This is a genomic window from Microbispora sp. CL1-1, assembly GCF_012034195.1.
Taxonomy (GTDB): Bacteria; Actinomycetota; Actinomycetes; order Streptosporangiales; family Streptosporangiaceae; genus Microbispora.
In genome coordinates this window covers 463,813-479,630 of sequence record NZ_JAATEK010000001.1, presented here as the reverse complement: position 1 = coordinate 479,630, position 15,818 = coordinate 463,813, and the positions used below count along the sequence as shown (strand labels likewise).

17 protein-coding genes are annotated in these 15,818 nt (G+C 71.2%); 3 read left to right on the top strand and 14 right to left on the bottom strand.

Annotated features, from left to right (window positions below; translation table 11 throughout):
* The first annotated feature begins 14 nt into the window (after positions 1 to 14).
* Entirely contained in the window at positions 15 to 533 is a 519-nt protein-coding gene (locus HCK04_RS02170; RefSeq protein ID WP_142645139.1) for an ABA4-like family protein, read from the top strand.
* Positions 534 to 544: 11 nt separating this feature from the next.
* Here HCK04_RS02170 and HCK04_RS02165 read toward each other — a convergent pair whose 3' ends face one another.
* From HCK04_RS02165 to HCK04_RS02125, 9 genes are all read right to left on the bottom strand, one after another.
* On the bottom strand, positions 545 to 1,639 hold the full coding sequence (locus HCK04_RS02165; RefSeq protein ID WP_142645138.1) for a prephenate dehydrogenase: 1,095 nt from the start codon (positions 1,637 to 1,639) through the stop codon (positions 545 to 547).
* A 157-nt stretch (positions 1,640 to 1,796) separates the two neighbouring features.
* Positions 1,797 to 2,156, bottom strand: coding sequence for a chorismate mutase (gene aroH / locus HCK04_RS02160; RefSeq protein ID WP_142645137.1), 360 nt, complete (start codon positions 2,154 to 2,156; stop codon positions 1,797 to 1,799).
* Between the two features lie 113 nt (positions 2,157 to 2,269).
* On the bottom strand, positions 2,270 to 4,102 hold the full coding sequence (locus HCK04_RS44040) for a pseudouridine synthase (protein ID WP_142645136.1): 1,833 nt from the start codon (positions 4,100 to 4,102) through the stop codon (positions 2,270 to 2,272).
* Complete coding sequence (scpB, locus tag HCK04_RS02150; RefSeq protein WP_142645135.1) at positions 4,102 to 4,812, bottom strand: SMC-Scp complex subunit ScpB; 711 nt, start codon at positions 4,810 to 4,812, stop codon at positions 4,102 to 4,104. Before scpB ends, HCK04_RS44040 begins: the two co-directional genes overlap by 1 nt.
* Before the next feature lie 127 nt (positions 4,813 to 4,939).
* Positions 4,940 to 5,806 (bottom strand): segregation/condensation protein A, encoded by an 867-nt coding sequence (locus HCK04_RS02145; RefSeq protein WP_260617031.1) that lies wholly within the window; start codon positions 5,804 to 5,806, stop codon positions 4,940 to 4,942.
* A 55-nt stretch (positions 5,807 to 5,861) separates the two neighbouring features.
* Complete coding sequence (locus HCK04_RS02140) at positions 5,862 to 6,722, bottom strand: AAA family ATPase (RefSeq protein WP_260617044.1); 861 nt, start codon at positions 6,720 to 6,722, stop codon at positions 5,862 to 5,864.
* 125 nt (positions 6,723 to 6,847) lie between these two features.
* Entirely contained in the window at positions 6,848 to 7,774 is a 927-nt protein-coding gene (locus HCK04_RS02135) for a site-specific tyrosine recombinase XerD (RefSeq protein ID WP_260617030.1), read from the bottom strand.
* A 35-nt stretch (positions 7,775 to 7,809) separates the two neighbouring features.
* Positions 7,810 to 8,439, bottom strand: coding sequence for an NUDIX hydrolase (locus HCK04_RS02130; RefSeq protein ID WP_142645131.1), 630 nt, complete (start codon positions 8,437 to 8,439; stop codon positions 7,810 to 7,812).
* Positions 8,436 to 10,106, bottom strand: a complete 1,671-nt coding sequence (locus tag HCK04_RS02125; RefSeq protein ID WP_142645130.1) for a CTP synthase — start codon at positions 10,104 to 10,106, stop codon at positions 8,436 to 8,438. The genes HCK04_RS02130 and HCK04_RS02125 overlap by 4 nt, the downstream gene beginning before the upstream one ends.
* A gap of 155 nt (positions 10,107 to 10,261) precedes the next feature.
* Here HCK04_RS02125 and HCK04_RS02120 point away from each other — a divergent pair, with 155 nt between their 5' ends.
* Both HCK04_RS02120 and HCK04_RS02115 read left to right on the top strand, forming a co-directional pair.
* A complete protein-coding gene (locus HCK04_RS02120) occupies positions 10,262 to 10,957 on the top strand; it encodes an acyltransferase (protein WP_142645129.1) in 696 nt (231 codons plus the stop codon).
* Between the two features lie 82 nt (positions 10,958 to 11,039).
* The gene (locus HCK04_RS02115; protein ID WP_260617043.1) at positions 11,040 to 11,507 is read left to right on the top strand and encodes a Uma2 family endonuclease; all 468 of its coding nucleotides are present in this window, start codon (positions 11,040 to 11,042) and stop codon (positions 11,505 to 11,507) included.
* A gap of 59 nt (positions 11,508 to 11,566) precedes the next feature.
* Here HCK04_RS02115 and HCK04_RS02110 read toward each other — a convergent pair whose 3' ends face one another.
* The 5 genes from HCK04_RS02110 to HCK04_RS02095 all read right to left on the bottom strand — a co-directional run bounded on the left by HCK04_RS02110 (position 11,567) and on the right by HCK04_RS02095 (position 15,361).
* Positions 11,567 to 12,172, bottom strand: coding sequence for a DUF4126 domain-containing protein (locus HCK04_RS02110; RefSeq protein ID WP_142645127.1), 606 nt, complete (start codon positions 12,170 to 12,172; stop codon positions 11,567 to 11,569).
* Between the two features lie 160 nt (positions 12,173 to 12,332).
* Entirely contained in the window at positions 12,333 to 12,464 is a 132-nt protein-coding gene (locus tag HCK04_RS43325; RefSeq protein ID WP_260617029.1) for a hypothetical protein, read from the bottom strand.
* Complete coding sequence (locus tag HCK04_RS44035; RefSeq protein WP_142645126.1) at positions 12,461 to 13,756, bottom strand: HAMP domain-containing sensor histidine kinase; 1,296 nt, start codon at positions 13,754 to 13,756, stop codon at positions 12,461 to 12,463. The genes HCK04_RS43325 and HCK04_RS44035 overlap by 4 nt, the downstream gene beginning before the upstream one ends.
* Positions 13,757 to 13,805: 49 nt before the next feature.
* Positions 13,806 to 14,288 carry an Rrf2 family transcriptional regulator gene (locus HCK04_RS02100; protein WP_142645125.1) on the bottom strand — a complete coding sequence of 161 codons (483 nt, stop codon included), beginning with the start codon at positions 14,286 to 14,288 and terminating at the stop codon, positions 13,806 to 13,808.
* A 533-nt stretch (positions 14,289 to 14,821) separates the two neighbouring features.
* Positions 14,822 to 15,361 carry a hypothetical protein gene (locus tag HCK04_RS02095; protein WP_142645124.1) on the bottom strand — a complete coding sequence of 180 codons (540 nt, stop codon included), beginning with the start codon at positions 15,359 to 15,361 and terminating at the stop codon, positions 14,822 to 14,824.
* Positions 15,362 to 15,818: the final 457 nt, after the last annotated feature.

Sequence of the window (15,818 nt, the reverse complement as noted above, 5' to 3'; positions counted from 1 at the left end):
GGCAGAAGGAGCCGATGACCGAGACCCTCTTCGAGCTGGCGTTCCCGCTCGCCACGCCGTTCTGGATATTGATGATCCTCGTTCCGGCGTGGTCGTGGACACACCGGATCGTGTCCTCACCACTGATCGTCGTACCACCGCTGCTGGTCTACCTGGTGCTGGTGATACCGCGCTTCGGCGCCCTGTGGGCCGCCGTGAGCCGCCCGGATCTGCGCGTTCTCACCGACTTCTTCGGCAGCCCGGACGGCGCCGCCGTCCTGTGGGCCCATGTCATCGGGTTCGACCTGTTCGTCGGGCGGTGGATCTACCTCGACTCCCGGGAACGGGGCATCTCCCCGCTGGTGACCAGCCCCATCCTGCTGCTGACGGTCCTGCTGTCGCCCATCGGGACGATGCTCTATCTCGCCGCCCGCCTGATCCTGCCGTCCCGCGCCGCGAGGGCGCGCGGGACGGTCCCCGGCGCGCATGATCCGTCGCCGGGGCCGGTACCCGCCGCGCGTGACCCGTCTCCGGGGCCGCTCCCCGCCGACTGACGACCGGGCGCCTAGCTCGGCAGCTGCCAGCCGCGCTCGCGCAGGCCGTCGGTGAGCGTCTGCACCGCCTCCGGCTGGACGTACAGCTCGGCCGCGCCGAGCTCCAGCCCGGTGGCGTGCTCCAGGCGGATGTCCTCGATGTTGACGCCCGTCTCCCCCGCGGCCTGGACCAGGCGGGCCAGCTCGCCGGGACGGTCGCCGATGAGCACCTGGACCACCGCGTACGTGCGCGCCGGACCACCGTGCTTGCCGGGGATCCTCCCGGTCCCCCGCACACCCCGCGACAGGAGATCGGTCACCTGCCCCATGGCCGCGCCGTCGCCCGCCAGCGCGCGAAGCGAACGAGCGGCGGCGCTCAGATCGGCCACGAGCGCCTCCAGCACCTCGGCGACGGGCAGCGCGTTGCCCGCGAGGATGCCGGTCCACAGCGCGGGGTCACTGGCGGCGATGCGGGTCACGTCGCGCACACCCTGCCCCGACAGCCCGAGGGCCGTCTCCGACGCCTCCGCCAGCCGGGCCGCCACCGCGGCCGCCGTCACGTGCGGAGCGTGCGAGACGACCGCGACGGCACGGTCGTGCTCCTCCGCCTCCACCCGCACGGCGTTGCCGCCGCACAGTGAGATCAGCCGCTCCACCGCGGCCACCGCCCGCGGCGACGCCTCGTCCGTCGGGCAGTACGCCCACGGACGGCCGAGGAACAGGTCGGCGCGGGCCGCCGCCGGGCCCGACCGCTCGCGGCCCGCCAGCGGATGCCCCGCGACGTACGTCGTCAGGTCGCAGCCGAGCTGGGCGGCCTGAGCCAGCGGGAGCGCCTTCACGCTCGCCACGTCGGTGTAGAACCGGGCGCTGTCACGCTTTTGCAGATCCAGCAGTTGCTGCGCGACGAACTGGGGCGGCACGGCGACGACCGCCAGATCCACCCGCTGCTCGCCGGTCCAGTCCTCCCCCGCCCCCAGCTCACGCGCCAGCCGTACGGCTCCCGCGTCCCGATCGGCCAGGAAGACCCGCACGTCCCGCTGCCGCAGCGCCAGCGCGATCGACGTGCCGATGAGGCCCGTCCCGACAACGACCACACTGCCGATCTCGGCATCCTCGATGGGAGTCATCGCGTTCTTCCTGCCATCGCCGTCCCGGGCGCGCTGTCCCGCGACGCATCTCTTGTGGGTGGATTGTGGTGATTCACCGGCCCCGCCGTCCCGGCGCGAACCCGCCGGGACGACGTCTACCGTGCGTCGCCCGATGGACGACGCCCGAGGGAAAGGTTCACTGCGCGATGTCCACGCGCAGCGCCGCGGCGCCGCGCAGGTACACGTGCTGGATCTCCTGCCGGGGCCGGTCGGTCTGCACGTGGGCCATCAGCCGCACGACGCGAGGGAGCGCGCCGGGCACGTCGATCTCGGTCGCGCACAGCAGGGGCACGTCGTGGAAGCCGAGCTTGCGCGCGGCCAGCGCGGGGAACTCCGCGGTGAGGTCGGGGGTGCACGTGAAGATCACGCTGATGACGTCGTCGGTCGTGAGGTTGTTGCGCCCCATCACCTCGGTCACCAGCTCGGTCGTCCCGGCGAGGATCGCGTCACGATCGTTGCCGTCGACCTGAATGGCTCCCCGAATCGCTCGCACCATGTCGTTCCCCTCTCGCTGGGCCGGGCCGGTCTCCCGCGGAGACGAACCCGACCCATATACGCGCTTCATCCAATTCCGCCCGGCTTGCGGCTTTCGCCCGCCGCGCGGAAAGGCTACAGGCCGACCGCCGCGTACAGCTCACCGATCTCCTGCACGGTGAGCTGGCGTACGGTCCCCGGCTTGAGCCTGCCGAGCTTCACCGGGCCGAACTCGATGCGAGCCAGGTCGATCACCCGATGACCGACGACCTCCATCATGCGCCGGACGATGTGCTTGCGGCCCTCGTGCAGCACGATCTCGACCAGCGCCTGCTGGCCGTGCTCCTGCACCACCCGGAACTCGTCGGCCTTGGCCAGGCCGTCCTCCAGGTCCACGCCCTTGCGCAGCACCTTGTGCAGGTCGCGCGGGATGGGGCCGGGGACCTTGGCCCAGTATTTCTTCTGCACGCCGTAGCTCGGGTGGGTCAGCCGGTGGGCGAGCTCGCCGTCGTTGGTCAGCAGCAGCAGTCCCTCGGTCTCGGTGTCGAGACGCCCCACGTGGAACAGCCGGGGCGCGAGGTCCTGCACGTAGTCGTTCAGGCAGGGCCGGCCCTCGGGGTCGTCCATCGTGCTCACCACGCCGATCGGCTTGTTGATCGCGTAGTAGACGGTCTCCGAGGACGTCGGGATGCGCTTGCCGTCGACCCGGATGACCTGCTTGGCGGGATCGACCCGGGCGCCGAAGCGGCGCACGGTCTGGCCGTCCACCGTCACCCGGCCGTCGCCGATCATCTCCTCGCAGGCCCGCCTGCTGGCCACCCCGGCCTGGGCGAGGACCTTCTGCAGCCGCTCGCCGCCCGGCACCTCCGTGGTGTCGCGCTCGTCGGTGTAGTCCTCGTCGTAGAAGTCCGGGTCGCGCAGCGGCTGCCGGGACGTCTTGAACGGGTTGGCCACCGGGCCTGTCACGCCGGGCCGGCCGGCGCCCGAGGGACGGCCGGCACGGGAAGGCGCGCCGGTGCGGGAGGGTGCCCCGCGCTCCGCGCCGCGCGAGCCGGACCGGCCGCGCGGGCCGCCAAGGCGGCCGATCGTCTGTACCTCGTCGCTTCGGGCCCTGCCGCCGCCGCGCGCCGCGCGCAGCCCGCCGCCGCTGCGCCCGCCGCGATCGTCACGGCGGTCGTCGCGCCGATCACGGTCGTCGCGGCGGTCGTCCCTGTCGTTCCGGCTCCATCCGCGATCACCGCGGGCCTCGAACCGGTCACCGCGGCCTTCATAGCGGTCGCCACGGGCCTCGCCCCTGTCACCGCGCTCGGCGAAGGACGGGCGGCCTGCGCCCCTGACGGCCTCGCGGTCCCGGCCGCCCTCGGACCTGCCGTACCGGCCACGCGAACCCGTGCCCTCGCCGCGGAACGCGGGCCGCTCGGCGGGCGAACCGCCCCGGGAGCCGCGCTCACGGTCGTCACGGCCGAAGCTGCGGCCGTCGCGGTCACCGCGGCCGAAACCGCGCTCACGGTCGAAGCCACGCTCACGCTCGAACCCACGGCCGCGGCCGGAGGCGTCGTCGCGGGCGAAGCCGCGGTCACGCCCGCCGTCACGGTCGCGGTCGCCGAAACGGCCGCCCTCGGGCTTGCCGTACCGGCCACGCGAGCCGCCCCGCTCCGCCCGGAACGCGGCCCGGTCGTCGTCGCGGCGGCCCGTGCCGCGGGGCCGGTCGTCGTATCGGTCGCCGCGGGCGTCCGGCCGGCGCTCGCCGTACCGGTCGCCGCGCACGTCGTCGTCGCGGGAACGCCTGGAGTCGAACCCGTACCCGGACCGGGAACCAGGAACGCGGGAGCCTCCGCGCCGGTCGCCCTGGGGGCGGAAGCCGCCGCCGGACCCGCTGCGGGATCCACGCGGGCTCGCGCCCTGCCGACCGGTGTTCCGGCTCCGACCGCGTCCCTCACCGGACGGGGTGCCACGCCTGTTGTCCACTACTTCTGCTCCTCAAGAATTTCCACGTCGTCCGGGAGGAACGGGGCGAGCTCGGGAAGCTCGTCGAGGCTTCGCAGCCCCAGTCTCTCCAGGAAGTAACTCGTCGTCCGGTAGAGCACTGCCTGGCTCTCCGGGTCGGTTCCGGCCTCTTCCACGAGGCCTCGTGCGACCAGCGTCCGCATGACGCCGTCGCTGCTCACGCCGCGCACCGCCGCCACCTTGGCCCGGCTCACGGGCTGCCGGTAGGCGACCACGGCGAGGGTCTCCAGTGCGGCCTGCGTCAGCCGCGCCTGCTGGCCGTCCCTGACGAACTTCTCCACCAGGGCGGCACACTCCGCCCGCGTGTAGAAGCGCCAGCCTCCGGCCACCTCTCGAAGGTCGAAACCCCGTCCTGCGGCCGTGTATTCCTCCGACAGGGCGCGCAGGGCGGCCGTGATCTCGGCGGTGGGCCGTTCCAGCACCTGCGCGAGGGTGACCTCGGCGACCGGTTCGTCCACGACCATCAGGATCGCTTCCAGCGCCGCGGTGAGCGCGGGCCCGTCCGCCGGCACCTCCGCCTCGGGATCGCGGGCGCCGGAGACCGGATCCGGCGTTCCGGGGCCGGAGGACGCGAGGCCGGAAGACGCGAGGTCGTCCTCGTCCCGTCCGGTCACGTCGCCGGCGGGGCCGGAGAGATCGTCGCCGGAGCCGGGGGTGTCGCTCGCTTCCATCGCTCCTCGCTCGTCGTGCGGGTCACCATCTCCGCCGTGCCGTACGCCGGCGCCCGCAGGCCGGGCATGCTCGGCCGGTGTCCGCCGGTCCGGCGTTTCCGGTCCGGTGCGGCCCTTGGTCCCGGCCTCACTCGTCCCGCGTGTCCGCCGCCTCGGCGGGCCGTTCCTCACGCCTGCCCTCGTCGTAGTCGTCGCCGACCGTGACATCGCCCTCGGCGCTTCCCGTCCAGGTGACGTACAGGTCGCCGAGCGGTTCGACCTGCTCGAAGGAGACCGCGGCCTCCCTGAACAGCTCAAGGACGGCCAGGAAACGGGCGACGACCTCGAACGTCCCCGAGCAGTCGGCGGTCAGTGCCCGGAAGGTCGCCCGGTTGAGCCGCCTCAGCCGCTCGACAAGGATAGCGGCTTGTTCCCGTACGCTGGCGAGCGGTTGGTAGATGTGCGCGACCGACACCGACGGCGGCGCCTTCGGTGTGAAGGCCCTCGCCGCGATCTTCGCGAGCTGATCGGGCCCGATGCCGAGCACGAGCTCCGGCAGCAGGTCGGCGAACCGCTTCTCCATCGGCACCGCGCGCGGGAAGCGCAGCGCCTCCTCGGCCATGCGCCCGGCGAAGATCTTCGCGACCTCCTTGTACGCCCGATACTGCAGCAGCCGGGCGAACAACAGGTCGCGTGCCTCCAGCAGGGCGAGGTCCTCCTCGTCCTCCACCTCGCCGGTGGGCAGCAGCCGGGCCGCCTTGAGGTCGAGGAGGGTCGCCGCGACGAGCAGGAAGTGGCTCGTCTGGTCGAGGTCCCACTCCGGGCCCCGCGACCGGATGTACGCGATGAACTCGTCGGTGACCTTGTGCAGGGAGACCTCGGTGATGTCCAGCTTGTGCTTGGAGATCAGCCCGAGCAGCAGGTCGAACGGCCCCTCGAAGACGTCCAGGTGCACCTGGAAGCCGCTCGGGGCGCTCTCCTCGCCGCCCTGGTCGGTCTCCGGGCCGGTCGTCACACCTGCCATTGTCCCCTACCGGCCCGTTGTCCCCTTCCGGCGCGGCCCGGGGGGCTCACACGCGGGCGGGCCACCTGGCCAGCAGTTCGCGGGCCAGCTCACGGTAGGCGGTGGCACCCATCGAGCCGGGATCGAACTGGGTGATCGGCTCCCCCGCCAGCGTGGCGTCGGGGAAGCGCACCGTGCGGTTTATGACCGTGTGGAACACCTTGTCGCCGAAGCCCTGCATGATCGTCTGCAGCACCTCGCGGGCGTGCAGCGTCCGGGGGTCGTACATCGTGGCGAGCAGGCCGTCGATCTCCAGGCTCTTGTTGAGCCGCTCCTGGACCTTGCCGATCGACTCCATCAGCAGCGCCACGCCGCGCAGCGCGAAGAACTCGCACTCCAGCGGGATGATCACGCTGTGCGCGCAGGTCAGCGCGTTGACCGTCAGCAGACCGAGGGACGGCTGGCAGTCGATCAGGCAGATGTCGTAGTGCGGCAGCAGGGGCTCGAGCGCCCGCTGGAGGGCGTACTCCCTGGCCACCTCGTTGACCAGCCGGATCTCCGCGCCGGACAGGAAGATGTTGCTCGGCAGGAGCTGCATGCCGTCGACGGTGGTGTCGAGCAGCACGTCCTCGACCGTGACGTCGGGCTCCTCCATGATGAGGTCGTAGACCGTGGCCTCAAGCGGCCGGGGGTCTATTCCCAGGCCGACCGACAGCGCGCCCTGCGGGTCGAAGTCGACGAGCAGCACCCGCTGACCGACCTCGGCGAGCGCGGCGCCCAGGTTGATCGTGGTCGTCGTCTTGCCGACGCCGCCCTTCTGGTTCACCATCGCGACGATGCGCGCGGGCCCGTGCGACTCCGGCGGGGTCGGCTCGGGGAACACCGGACGGGGACGGCCGGTAGGCCCGATCGCACCGGGAGCCCCCACCCACGTCCCCTCTGTGGTCGCAGTCACCTGTTGGTCCTCCCTGACGGCCCTCGAACCTGATCGAATCTAAAGGGTAGGCACGTGGTCGGCAAGGCGGCGCGCCAGAGGCTGCCGAGATGGGTTTTCTAATGCAACGCACGGGGATGCGCCGCCGCGTAGACCTCCCGGAGCTTGTCGACCGTCACCAGGGTGTACACCTGCGTGGTGGTCACCGAGGCGTGGCCGAGCAGCTCCTGGACAACCCTAACGTCGGCGCCGCCGTCCAGGAGATGAGTTGCGAACGAATGGCGCAACATGTGCGGTGATACACCGGAAAGTCCGGCTCGTTCCGCCGCCGCCTGAAGCACCTCCCACGCGCCCTGGCGGGTGAGCCGCCCGCCCCGCGCGTTGAGGAACAGCGCGGGCGTCCCCCGGCCGTGCGCCGCCAGCCGGGGCCTGGCCCTCACGAGGTACGCGTCGAGCGCCTGGCGGGCGAAACGGCCGAGCGGCACGATCCTGGTGCGCCCGCCCTTGCCGCGCAGCCGCACCTGGTCCTGGTCGGACTCCTCGTCGTGGACCGGCCCCGTCGGCACGTCGTCCACCGCCAGCCCCACGGCCTCGGAGATCCGGGCGCCCGTGCCGTACAGGACCTCCAGCAGCGCGCGGTTGCGCAGGGCCAGCGGCGAGTCCTCCGGGCCGCAGGCGGCGATGAGCCGCTCGACCTCCGCGACGGTGATCGCCTTCGGGAGCCGCCGGAGCTGGCGCGGCGGGCGCACCTCGTGGGCGGGATCGTGGCCTGCCACGCCCTCGCGCAGGGCGAAGCGATGCAGCCCGCGTACGGCCGACACGGCGCGGGCCGCCGAGCTGGCGACCAGCGCCGGGTGATCCTCGTCGCCCTCCCGCAGCGCGGCGAGGAAGGCGACCACGTCCGACTCGGCGACCTGCGCGAACGTCTCGAGCCCGCGCGCCCGGAGATGCTCGACATATCGGCGCAGGTCACGCCGGTAGGAGGCGAGCGTGTTGGCAGACAGCCCCCGCTCCACCGCCAGGTGGGCGAGGTAGCTGGACAGCACCGCCTCGGGCTCGCTCAGAACGTCTCCCTACGGAATCATGCCTCCGGCGCGTCGGCGGGACGAAGGCCCTTGAATCCGTCGGCGGAAGCAGCGTACGCGGCGAGGATACCGGCGACCGCAGGAGAATTGTGGATCATTCCGCTCAGGGCCTTGTCGACCGCCACGCCCAGCGGAATCCAGACCGACGGCATGTCGGCCTCCTCGTGGTGGCGTACGTACGTGTTCTCCTCGTCGGGGATCGGCTCCAGGTCGCGGGCCAGGAAGACGCGGATCCGCTCATCCGTCATGCCCGGGGAGGTGCGCAGATCGACCAGCGTGTGCCACGTACGCGCCCGGTAGGCGGCCTCCTCGGCGAGCTCGCGCGCCGCGCACTCGACCAGCGGCTCGCCCGGCACGTCGCGGATGCCGGCCGGCAGCTCCCACAGCAGCCGCCGCGCCGGATGCCGATACTGGCGGATCAGCAGCACGCGGTCCTCGGTGTCGAGGGCGAGCACCGCGACCGAGCCGGGGTGGACGACGTAGTCGCGGTCGGCGGTCACCCCGCCCGGCATCTCCACCGTGTCGGTGCGCACCCTGATGATCCGCCCGCTGAAGTGCTCGACGGAGGCGACGACGTTCCAGGACTCCTCGACGTCTTCGACGTTCACCGTGTTGTCCGCGGTCACTTGGCCCGGCCCGCCTTCGCGACGTTCTCACGCCGGCCCGCGTACTCCAGGGCGGCCCCGACGAGCCCCTTGAACAGGGGGTGCGACCGGGTCGGGCGGGAGCGGAACTCCGGGTGGGCCTGCGTGCCGATGAAGAACGGGTGCTGGTCGGTGGCGAGCTCGGCGTACTCGACGAGGCGGCCGTCGGGCGACAGGCCGGAGAACACCATGCCGACCTTCTCCAGCCTCTCCCGGTAGGAGTTGTTCACCTCATAGCGGTGCCGGTGGCGCTCCTCCACCTTGGCCTTGCCGTACAGGCGGCGGGCCAGCGAGCCGTCCACGAGCTTGGCCGGATAGAGGCCGAGCCGCATGGTGCCGCCCATGTCGCGCTCACCGGCGACGACGTCCTTCTGGTCGGCCATGGTCGAGATGACCGGGTTGATCGTCTCGGGGTCGAACTCGGTGCTGTCGGCGTCCTCGATCCCGGCCAGGTTGCGGGCCGCGTCGATGACCATGCACTGCATGCCGAGGCAGATGCCGAGCAGGGGGACGCGCTGCTCGCGGGCGTGCCGTACGGCGCCGACCTTGCCCTCGATGCCGCGCACGCCGAAGCCGCCGGGGATCAGCACGCCGTCGACGCCGTCCAGCTCGCGGGCCGCGCCCTCGGGGGTCTCGCAGTCGTCGCTCTTGACCCAGCGGATGTTGACGCGCGCGTCGTTGGCGAAGCCGCCCGCGCGCAGCGCCTCGGTGACCGACAGATACGCGTCGGGCAGGTCGATGTACTTGCCGACCAGCGCGATCGTGACCTCCTTGGCGGGCCGGTGGACCCGCCGCAGGAGCTGGTCCCACTCGGTCCACTCCACGTCGCGGAACGGCAGGCCGAGCCGGCGCACCACGTACGCGTCGAGCCCCTCGGCGTGCAGCACCTTCGGGATGTCGTAGATCGAGGCCGCGTCGACGGCGGAGACCACGGCGTCCTCGTCCACATCGCACATCAGGCTGATCTTGCGCTTGAGCGAGGTGGTGATCGGCCGGTCCGAGCGGCAGACGATCGCGTCGGGCTGGATGCCGATGCTGCGCAGCGCGGCGACCGAGTGCTGCGTGGGCTTGGTCTTCAGCTCCCCGCTCGGGCCGATGTACGGCAGCAGGGAGACGTGCAGGAAGAAGACGTTGTCACGGCCGACCTCGTGACGGACCTGCCGGACTGCCTCCAGGAACGGCAGCGACTCGATGTCGCCGACCGTGCCGCCGACCTCGGTGATGACCACGTCGACGTCCGGGCCCGCCATGCCGCGGATGCGGTCCTTGATCTCGTTGGTGATGTGCGGGATGACCTGGACGGTGTCGCCCAGATACTCGCCGCGCCGCTCCTTGGCGATCACGTTCGAGTAGACCTGGCCGGTGGTGACGTTGGCCGAGCCGTGCAGCTCGGTGTCGAGGAAGCGCTCGTAGTGGCCGATGTCGAGGTCCGTCTCGGCCCCGTCGTCGGTGACGAACACCTCACCGTGCTGGAAGGGGTTCATCGTGCCGGGGTCGACGTTCAGGTAGGGGTCGAGCTTCTGCATGGTGACGCGGAGGCCGCGAAGCTTGAGGAGACGACCGAGGCTGGAGGCCGTGAGTCCCTTGCCGAGACTGGAGGCGACGCCGCCGGTGACGAACAGATGCTTGGTTTGTGCGGCGCTGCGCAAGAAGAACTCCCGTGGTCGATGTCGATCCGGCCGTCCGGTTGGACGCCGCGATGCCCACGGGCTCTCAGAATATCAAACGTCGGGCAACATTGGGCTTACCACGTGCACTAACCCGCCATAGCGGACACGCCGACCTAGCGGTAACTTGTCGCGTTATGTCGTTCGTGAAGCGCGCCGTAGGCCGTCTGGTCCATCGGGGGTGGACCTACGTGCGGGAGGCCGCGGCGATCAGCCCGGCCGCCCCGGGCGGCTACCGGTTCCGCAGCATGGGCGAGGGAGTGTGCCTGTCCTTCCCCCAGGGCGCGATCTTCGGTGAGCAGTGGATCGAGATCGGCCCGCACACGCTCGTCGGAGAGCGGGTGTCGATCTCGGCGGGCATGGGCCCCGGCGTGGACCTCGGGCCCGACTCGATCGTGCGGATCGGCCGGGGCTGCTCGATCGGCAGGGGCAGCCACATCGTCGGCCACCAGTCCATCGACATCGGCGACGACGTCTTCACCGGCCCCTACGTCTACATCACCGACCAGAACCACGTGTACGACGATCCCGACATCCCCATCGGACGGCAGTGGCCGCGCAACAAGCCCGTCTCCATCGGCTCGGGATCGTGGATCGGGACCGGGGCGATCATCCTGCCGGGGACGCGCATCGGCCGTCAGTCGGTGGTCGCGGGCGGCGCCGTGGTGCGCGGGGAGTTCCCCGACCACTCGGTCATCGCCGGCGTCCCCGCCAAGATCGTGCGACGACACTCCCCCGACCTCGGCTGGCACAGCCCCTCGGCCGCCCGCCTCACCTCTCCCCTCCCCGCCGATCCCCGCACCCTTTCCGAGCACGAGTCCCGTACGGCCTAGCCGAACCGGCCCGGGCTTCGCACGCCTCCGCGAACGAGCCATGCACGACTACCGAACGTGACATGATCGCCATGGGTTCCTCATCATGAGGTCTCCCCAGACCAACTTCCACATGTTGATGGTCAACCTGCTGGTCGACCGTGACCGCGGCATCCGGCCTCCGAGCCATCTCGCCGTCGCCAGGGAGATGTCGATAACTCTGGGCCTACGGCAGCGGCCGGAACCGGATGTCCTTGTCGTCAAGAAGGAAGCGCTCTCCGATTTGCGGCGGACCTCTTACCGACCGGAGGAAGTCCAGCTCGTCGTCGAGGTCGTGTCACCCGACTCGGAGGAGCGGGACCGCACGACGAAGCCGATCAATTACTCGGACGCCGGGATCAGATATCTCTGGCGCATCGAATTGGAAGACCAGGAACCGGTCGCGTACACGTTCGAGCTGGAGCCGAGCGTCAGGGCGTACGTGCCGACCGGGATCCATCGCAAGCGCCTCACGACCTACGTCGGCTTCGACGTGGACATCGACCTCGACCTGAGCCCCTTCATCGGCTGAGCCCCTTCATCGGCTGAGCCGAACAGCGCCGGCCGCGAGCGAGGGTGGTGAGCCGCCGGTCAGCCGGGCGGCGCGGTGGCGCGGGCGCGGCGGGCGGCCCGGTGGCGCCGCACTCTGCGGATGAGCCGCCAGGCCACGAACGCCAGCACGGCCAGCGCCGCCACCACCAGGATGGGCAGGAAGATCGCGATCAGGCTCATGCCGAGCGAGCCCACGTCCTCGGCCACGCTGACGACCGGCGCGCCCACACCCGCCGTGGTGGCGTTCACCACCGGCCGCGCCGAAGCCTTGATCAGGTGCACGGCCAGTGCGGCGGCGATGCCCAGCAGCCAGCCGACCGCCGGGTGCTCGGCCATCCACGCCGAATTGTCGATCTCCGCCGCGGCCGCCGTGGCGCTGAAGACCACGCCGCCCGCCGCGGGCCGTACCGCCGTCTGGATCATGTCGTTGACGTGGTCGACCACGGGCACCTTGTCGAGGACGAACTCGGCGACCAGCAGCACGGCGATGATCGCGAGAACCCAGGTGTCGGACAGCCAGGCGTACTCGGCCGGCAGCCGCACGGCGTCGGTGACCCGCGCGAGCACGCCGACGAGCAGCAACGGGATGTACGCGTTGAGCCCGGCCGCGGTCGACAGTCCGAGCCCGGTGAGCGCCGCGAACATCAGCCACCTCCTCCGGCCGGCGGGGCGATCCCGCCTTCCCGTCAACGGACGGCGGTTGCGCCGTGTCCCCGGTTGCCCCCGCGAATCGACACGGGTGAGCGGGCACGGCCGCGGGCCGTGTGGCCGCGCTCGCCTTCTCGGGCGCCGCCCCGAGACGTCGTCAGCCTGGCGTGGCGGCGAGTTCGTCGATCGCCGTGGCGACGTCCTCCGCGTCGGCGCCGCGCTTCACCAGCGCGCCCAGGCGCTGGGCCTGCTTCGTCGTGGGAAGGCCCGGAGCGACCGCTGCGCTCATGGGCCGGTCCCGGCAGACGGCCGACGCTCGGCCCGGGTGTTCTTCCGAGACTTGGCGGCGGCCTGCCCGGGCACGGCGGTCGACTCCGCCGCGGCTCCCGCCGTCCCCGCCAGCGGCAGCGTCAGCACGAAACGGGCGCCTACCGGAGAGTCCTCGATTCGCAACGTGCCGTTGTGGGCGTGAGCGATGTCGCGGGAGATGGCGAGGCCGAGACCGCTGCCGCCGGAATCCAGGCGATGCCCCTCGTCCAGGCGAACGAAAAGTTCGAAGACGCGCTCGCGATCCGCCGGGGGGACGCCCGCCCCGTCGTCGGTGACCGCCACGACAGCCTGGTCGCCGACGGAGTCGACCGTCACCGTGACAACGCTGACCGCATGCCGTTGCGCGTTGCTCAGGAGGTTGCCGATCACGCGGGCCAGCCGGATCCGGGAGCCGTAGACGCGCACGTCGCCGGCCGCCAGAACGTGCACCGGCACCCCGGGGGCCAGCGCCGACGCCTCCTCCGCCGCCAGCGCGCCGAGCTCTACCAACTCCGGCGCCGCCGCGGCGGTGCCGTGCAGCCGGGTCATCAGCAGCAGGTCGTCGACGATCGCCTCAAGCCGGCCGGTGGCCCGCAAGGCTCCCTGGATGGTGTCGCGCGGGTCGACGTCGTCGGGATAGAGGAGAGCCTCCTCCAAATGCGCCCGCAGACCGGCGATCGGCGTCCTGAGCTCATGGGATGTGGTGGAAGCGAACTGGCGTTCCCGCTCGACCGAGCGCAGGGTCCGCCCCATCGCCCACCACGTCATCCGGGCGACCGAGATCAGGATCAGGATGCCGCCCACAGCTATGGCGTACTCCAGATTGTGCGTGGCCAGGAGGGACGGCTGGGCCGTGCCGGCGTACACGACCGGCGAGTCCGCGGCAGGGGTGACCCGATTGGCCATGAGCATGATGCACCGGCCCTGCGCGGAACACTCCGTGCGCTTCTGGAGGCGATCGTCCGCCGGAGGGCGCAGCGTGCTGAGCGGCCGCATGCCCGCAGCTTGCATGCTCGAGTTGACGACTTCGCCGCGGGCGTTCACGAACTGGACGAGGGTGATGTCGGTGGTGGTGGGGATCGGGCGCGGCACGGCGCCGTTGCGCGCCGCCGCGCTCCATCGCGCGGCGACCTGCTCGGCCGAGAAGAAGACTTCGCTCTGGACTCTGTAGCGGATCGCCAGGTCGAGGCCGACGCCTCCCACGACCAGAGCGAGCAGCAGGAGCCCTGCCGCGGCGATCGTGGAGCGGGCTTTTATGGAATGCGGGTTCACATCCGGTTACCCCTCCCTGGTTCCGGCGATGGTCATCGTCGCGGGACGATCAGTTCTGCTCGTACCAGCGCCGGATCACCTCGCCCACCTGGGGCGCACGCCGGTTCGCCGCGGCCTGCACGTCGGCCAGGGTCTGCGCGGCCAGCACCCGCCGCCACGCCATCTCGGCCTTGCGCATCGCGGTCGAGACCGCGCACGGAACGCGGAACTGCTCCTCCGGCCGCCCCGCGCCGGCCCCGCGCCGTCGGATCTCCGTGCACTGGAACGCCTCGGCAGGCCCTTCGATCGCCGTCACGACGTCCATGACCGAGATCTCCTCCAGGGGCCGCGCCAGCCGGAACCCGCCCCTCGCCCCCGGAGTGGACGTCATGATCCCGGCCTGGGCCAGTGCCTGAAGCTGCTTGTTGAGATACGCGGGCGGCAGCTCGAACCCTGCGGCGAGCTTCGCCGTCGAGACCGGCACCTCGTTGCCGAGCCATGCCAGCGTCAGGCAACAGTGCATCGCCCACTCGACGCCTTCGCTCATCCGCATACCTGGATACTACACATCCGGGTTTTTGATCGGCATACATTTTGCCTGGTCAGAAGTGGTGCAGCCATCATCTGTGGGTATTGGGCGCGCGCTGCGCGGGACCCATCAGACCGCGCGAGCGGGCCCGTGCGGGGGTGTCGCGGCCACCGGGCGTGGCCGGAAGTCCCGGCTCCGCAGAAGGCGCAGCGCTTGGGAGGCGGCGCGAGGAACCCGGCGATGAGAGCGGCTCGGAAGCGTGGTCACGAGCGACCGGGCCGCCCCCACCACCACGAAAATCACCGGTGAGCCAGATCGCCGGCGGCTCCGGACAGCCCCAAAGCTGTACGGAGATCACCAGTAGCCGAGCGAGGAGACATCGCACCGGCTCCGGCCCACCTCGGCGCCGCACGAAAATCACCAGTAGCCGGGCCACGAGACATCACACCGGCTCCGGCCCACCTCGGCGCCGCACGAAAATCACCAGTAGCCGGGCCACGAGACATCACACCGGCTCCGGCCGGCCCCTAGGAGCAGGGGTGCGAGTGCCTGTCGTCCTACCGGGTGACGGGCTTCAGCACCAGCGCGGCGGTGTCACCGGCCACCTGGGCGAGGCGCAGCGCGACGTCGCCGATGCGGCCCGGCCTGCTCGTGGTGATCGTCACCGCTCCCCTGACCCTGCAGTCGTCGTTGTTGCAGGTCCGGCTGATCGTGGTGTCCAGACCGTCGACGACCGTCGAGGTGCCGGTGAACGAGAGCCTGACGGCGTTTCCCCGCAGGCCCACGACGGTGATCTGGTCCACGCCCAGGCTCGGGTCGATCGTAATGCGGTCCTCCGCATGCACCCGCACCTCGCAGTCGCCGTCCCGGCACCCGGCGAGGTCGCCCGGCGTCGCCGACGGGCTGGGCTCCGACGACGGCGCGGGCGTAGCGGACGTGCTTGGAGAGAGCGGAGCGAACGCGACGGGCCGATGCATCGCCACCGCGGCGTACGACCGCGCCGGAGATTCGCCGCCACCGGCGAGGAGAGCGGTCACCGACCCGGCGGTGAGCACGAGGCCGGCGTAGGAAGTGAAAACGAAAGTCGTCGAACGCATTGTTTCCCCGATTTGCCACAGACGGATTCGCCCGGCGGGGGCCGCTCGAACGAGCCACCCCCATGACATATGGACGTTCATCCACACGCCGACGAATGCCTTCCCTGCATCAGACCAGGTCAATCGCATCCGGCGCCGCATCCGCCGATTTCACCTGCCGGCCATGATTTCGCCGGAATAAGAACGCCAGAAACGCGGTCAGTTTTTCACGCTTCGCCCATCAATGGCCACATCGCGCGATTCACCAGATTCGCCGACCTGGAATCTCGGCCGCATGGCCGGGCACCGGGTGACGCCACCTCGCCGCCGGGCTCGGCGGTGACACGCTGAACCTCGCGGCTCGCCCGGGCCTGCCGGCCCGGGCGGTCACGGCACGGCGGCGCTCGGTTACCCGATCGCCAGCGCCGGGCCGGCGATCACAAGCTGGACCCCCGCCTCGCCCAGGCCCGCCTGGCCC

Excerpts from the sequence above, each read along its gene's own strand:
- HCK04_RS02170 (WP_142645139.1), top strand. The coding sequence starts at position 15 with ATGACCGAGACCCTCTTCGAGCTGGCGTTCCCGCTCGCCACGCCGTTC.
- HCK04_RS02165 (WP_142645138.1), bottom strand. The coding sequence starts at position 1,639 with ATGACTCCCATCGAGGATGCCGAGATCGGCAGTGTGGTCGTTGTCGGG.
- aroH (WP_142645137.1), bottom strand. The coding sequence starts at position 2,156 with ATGGTGCGAGCGATTCGGGGAGCCATTCAGGTCGACGGCAACGATCGT.
- scpB (WP_142645135.1), bottom strand. The coding sequence starts at position 4,812 with ATGGAAGCGAGCGACACCCCCGGCTCCGGCGACGATCTCTCCGGCCCC.
- HCK04_RS02120 (WP_142645129.1), top strand. The coding sequence starts at position 10,262 with ATGTCGTTCGTGAAGCGCGCCGTAGGCCGTCTGGTCCATCGGGGGTGG.
- HCK04_RS02110 (WP_142645127.1), bottom strand. The coding sequence starts at position 12,172 with ATGTTCGCGGCGCTCACCGGGCTCGGACTGTCGACCGCGGCCGGGCTC.
- HCK04_RS43325 (WP_260617029.1), bottom strand. The coding sequence starts at position 12,464 with ATGAGCGCAGCGGTCGCTCCGGGCCTTCCCACGACGAAGCAGGCCCAG.
- HCK04_RS02100 (WP_142645125.1), bottom strand. The coding sequence starts at position 14,288 with ATGCGGATGAGCGAAGGCGTCGAGTGGGCGATGCACTGTTGCCTGACG.
- HCK04_RS02095 (WP_142645124.1), bottom strand. The coding sequence starts at position 15,361 with ATGCGTTCGACGACTTTCGTTTTCACTTCCTACGCCGGCCTCGTGCTC.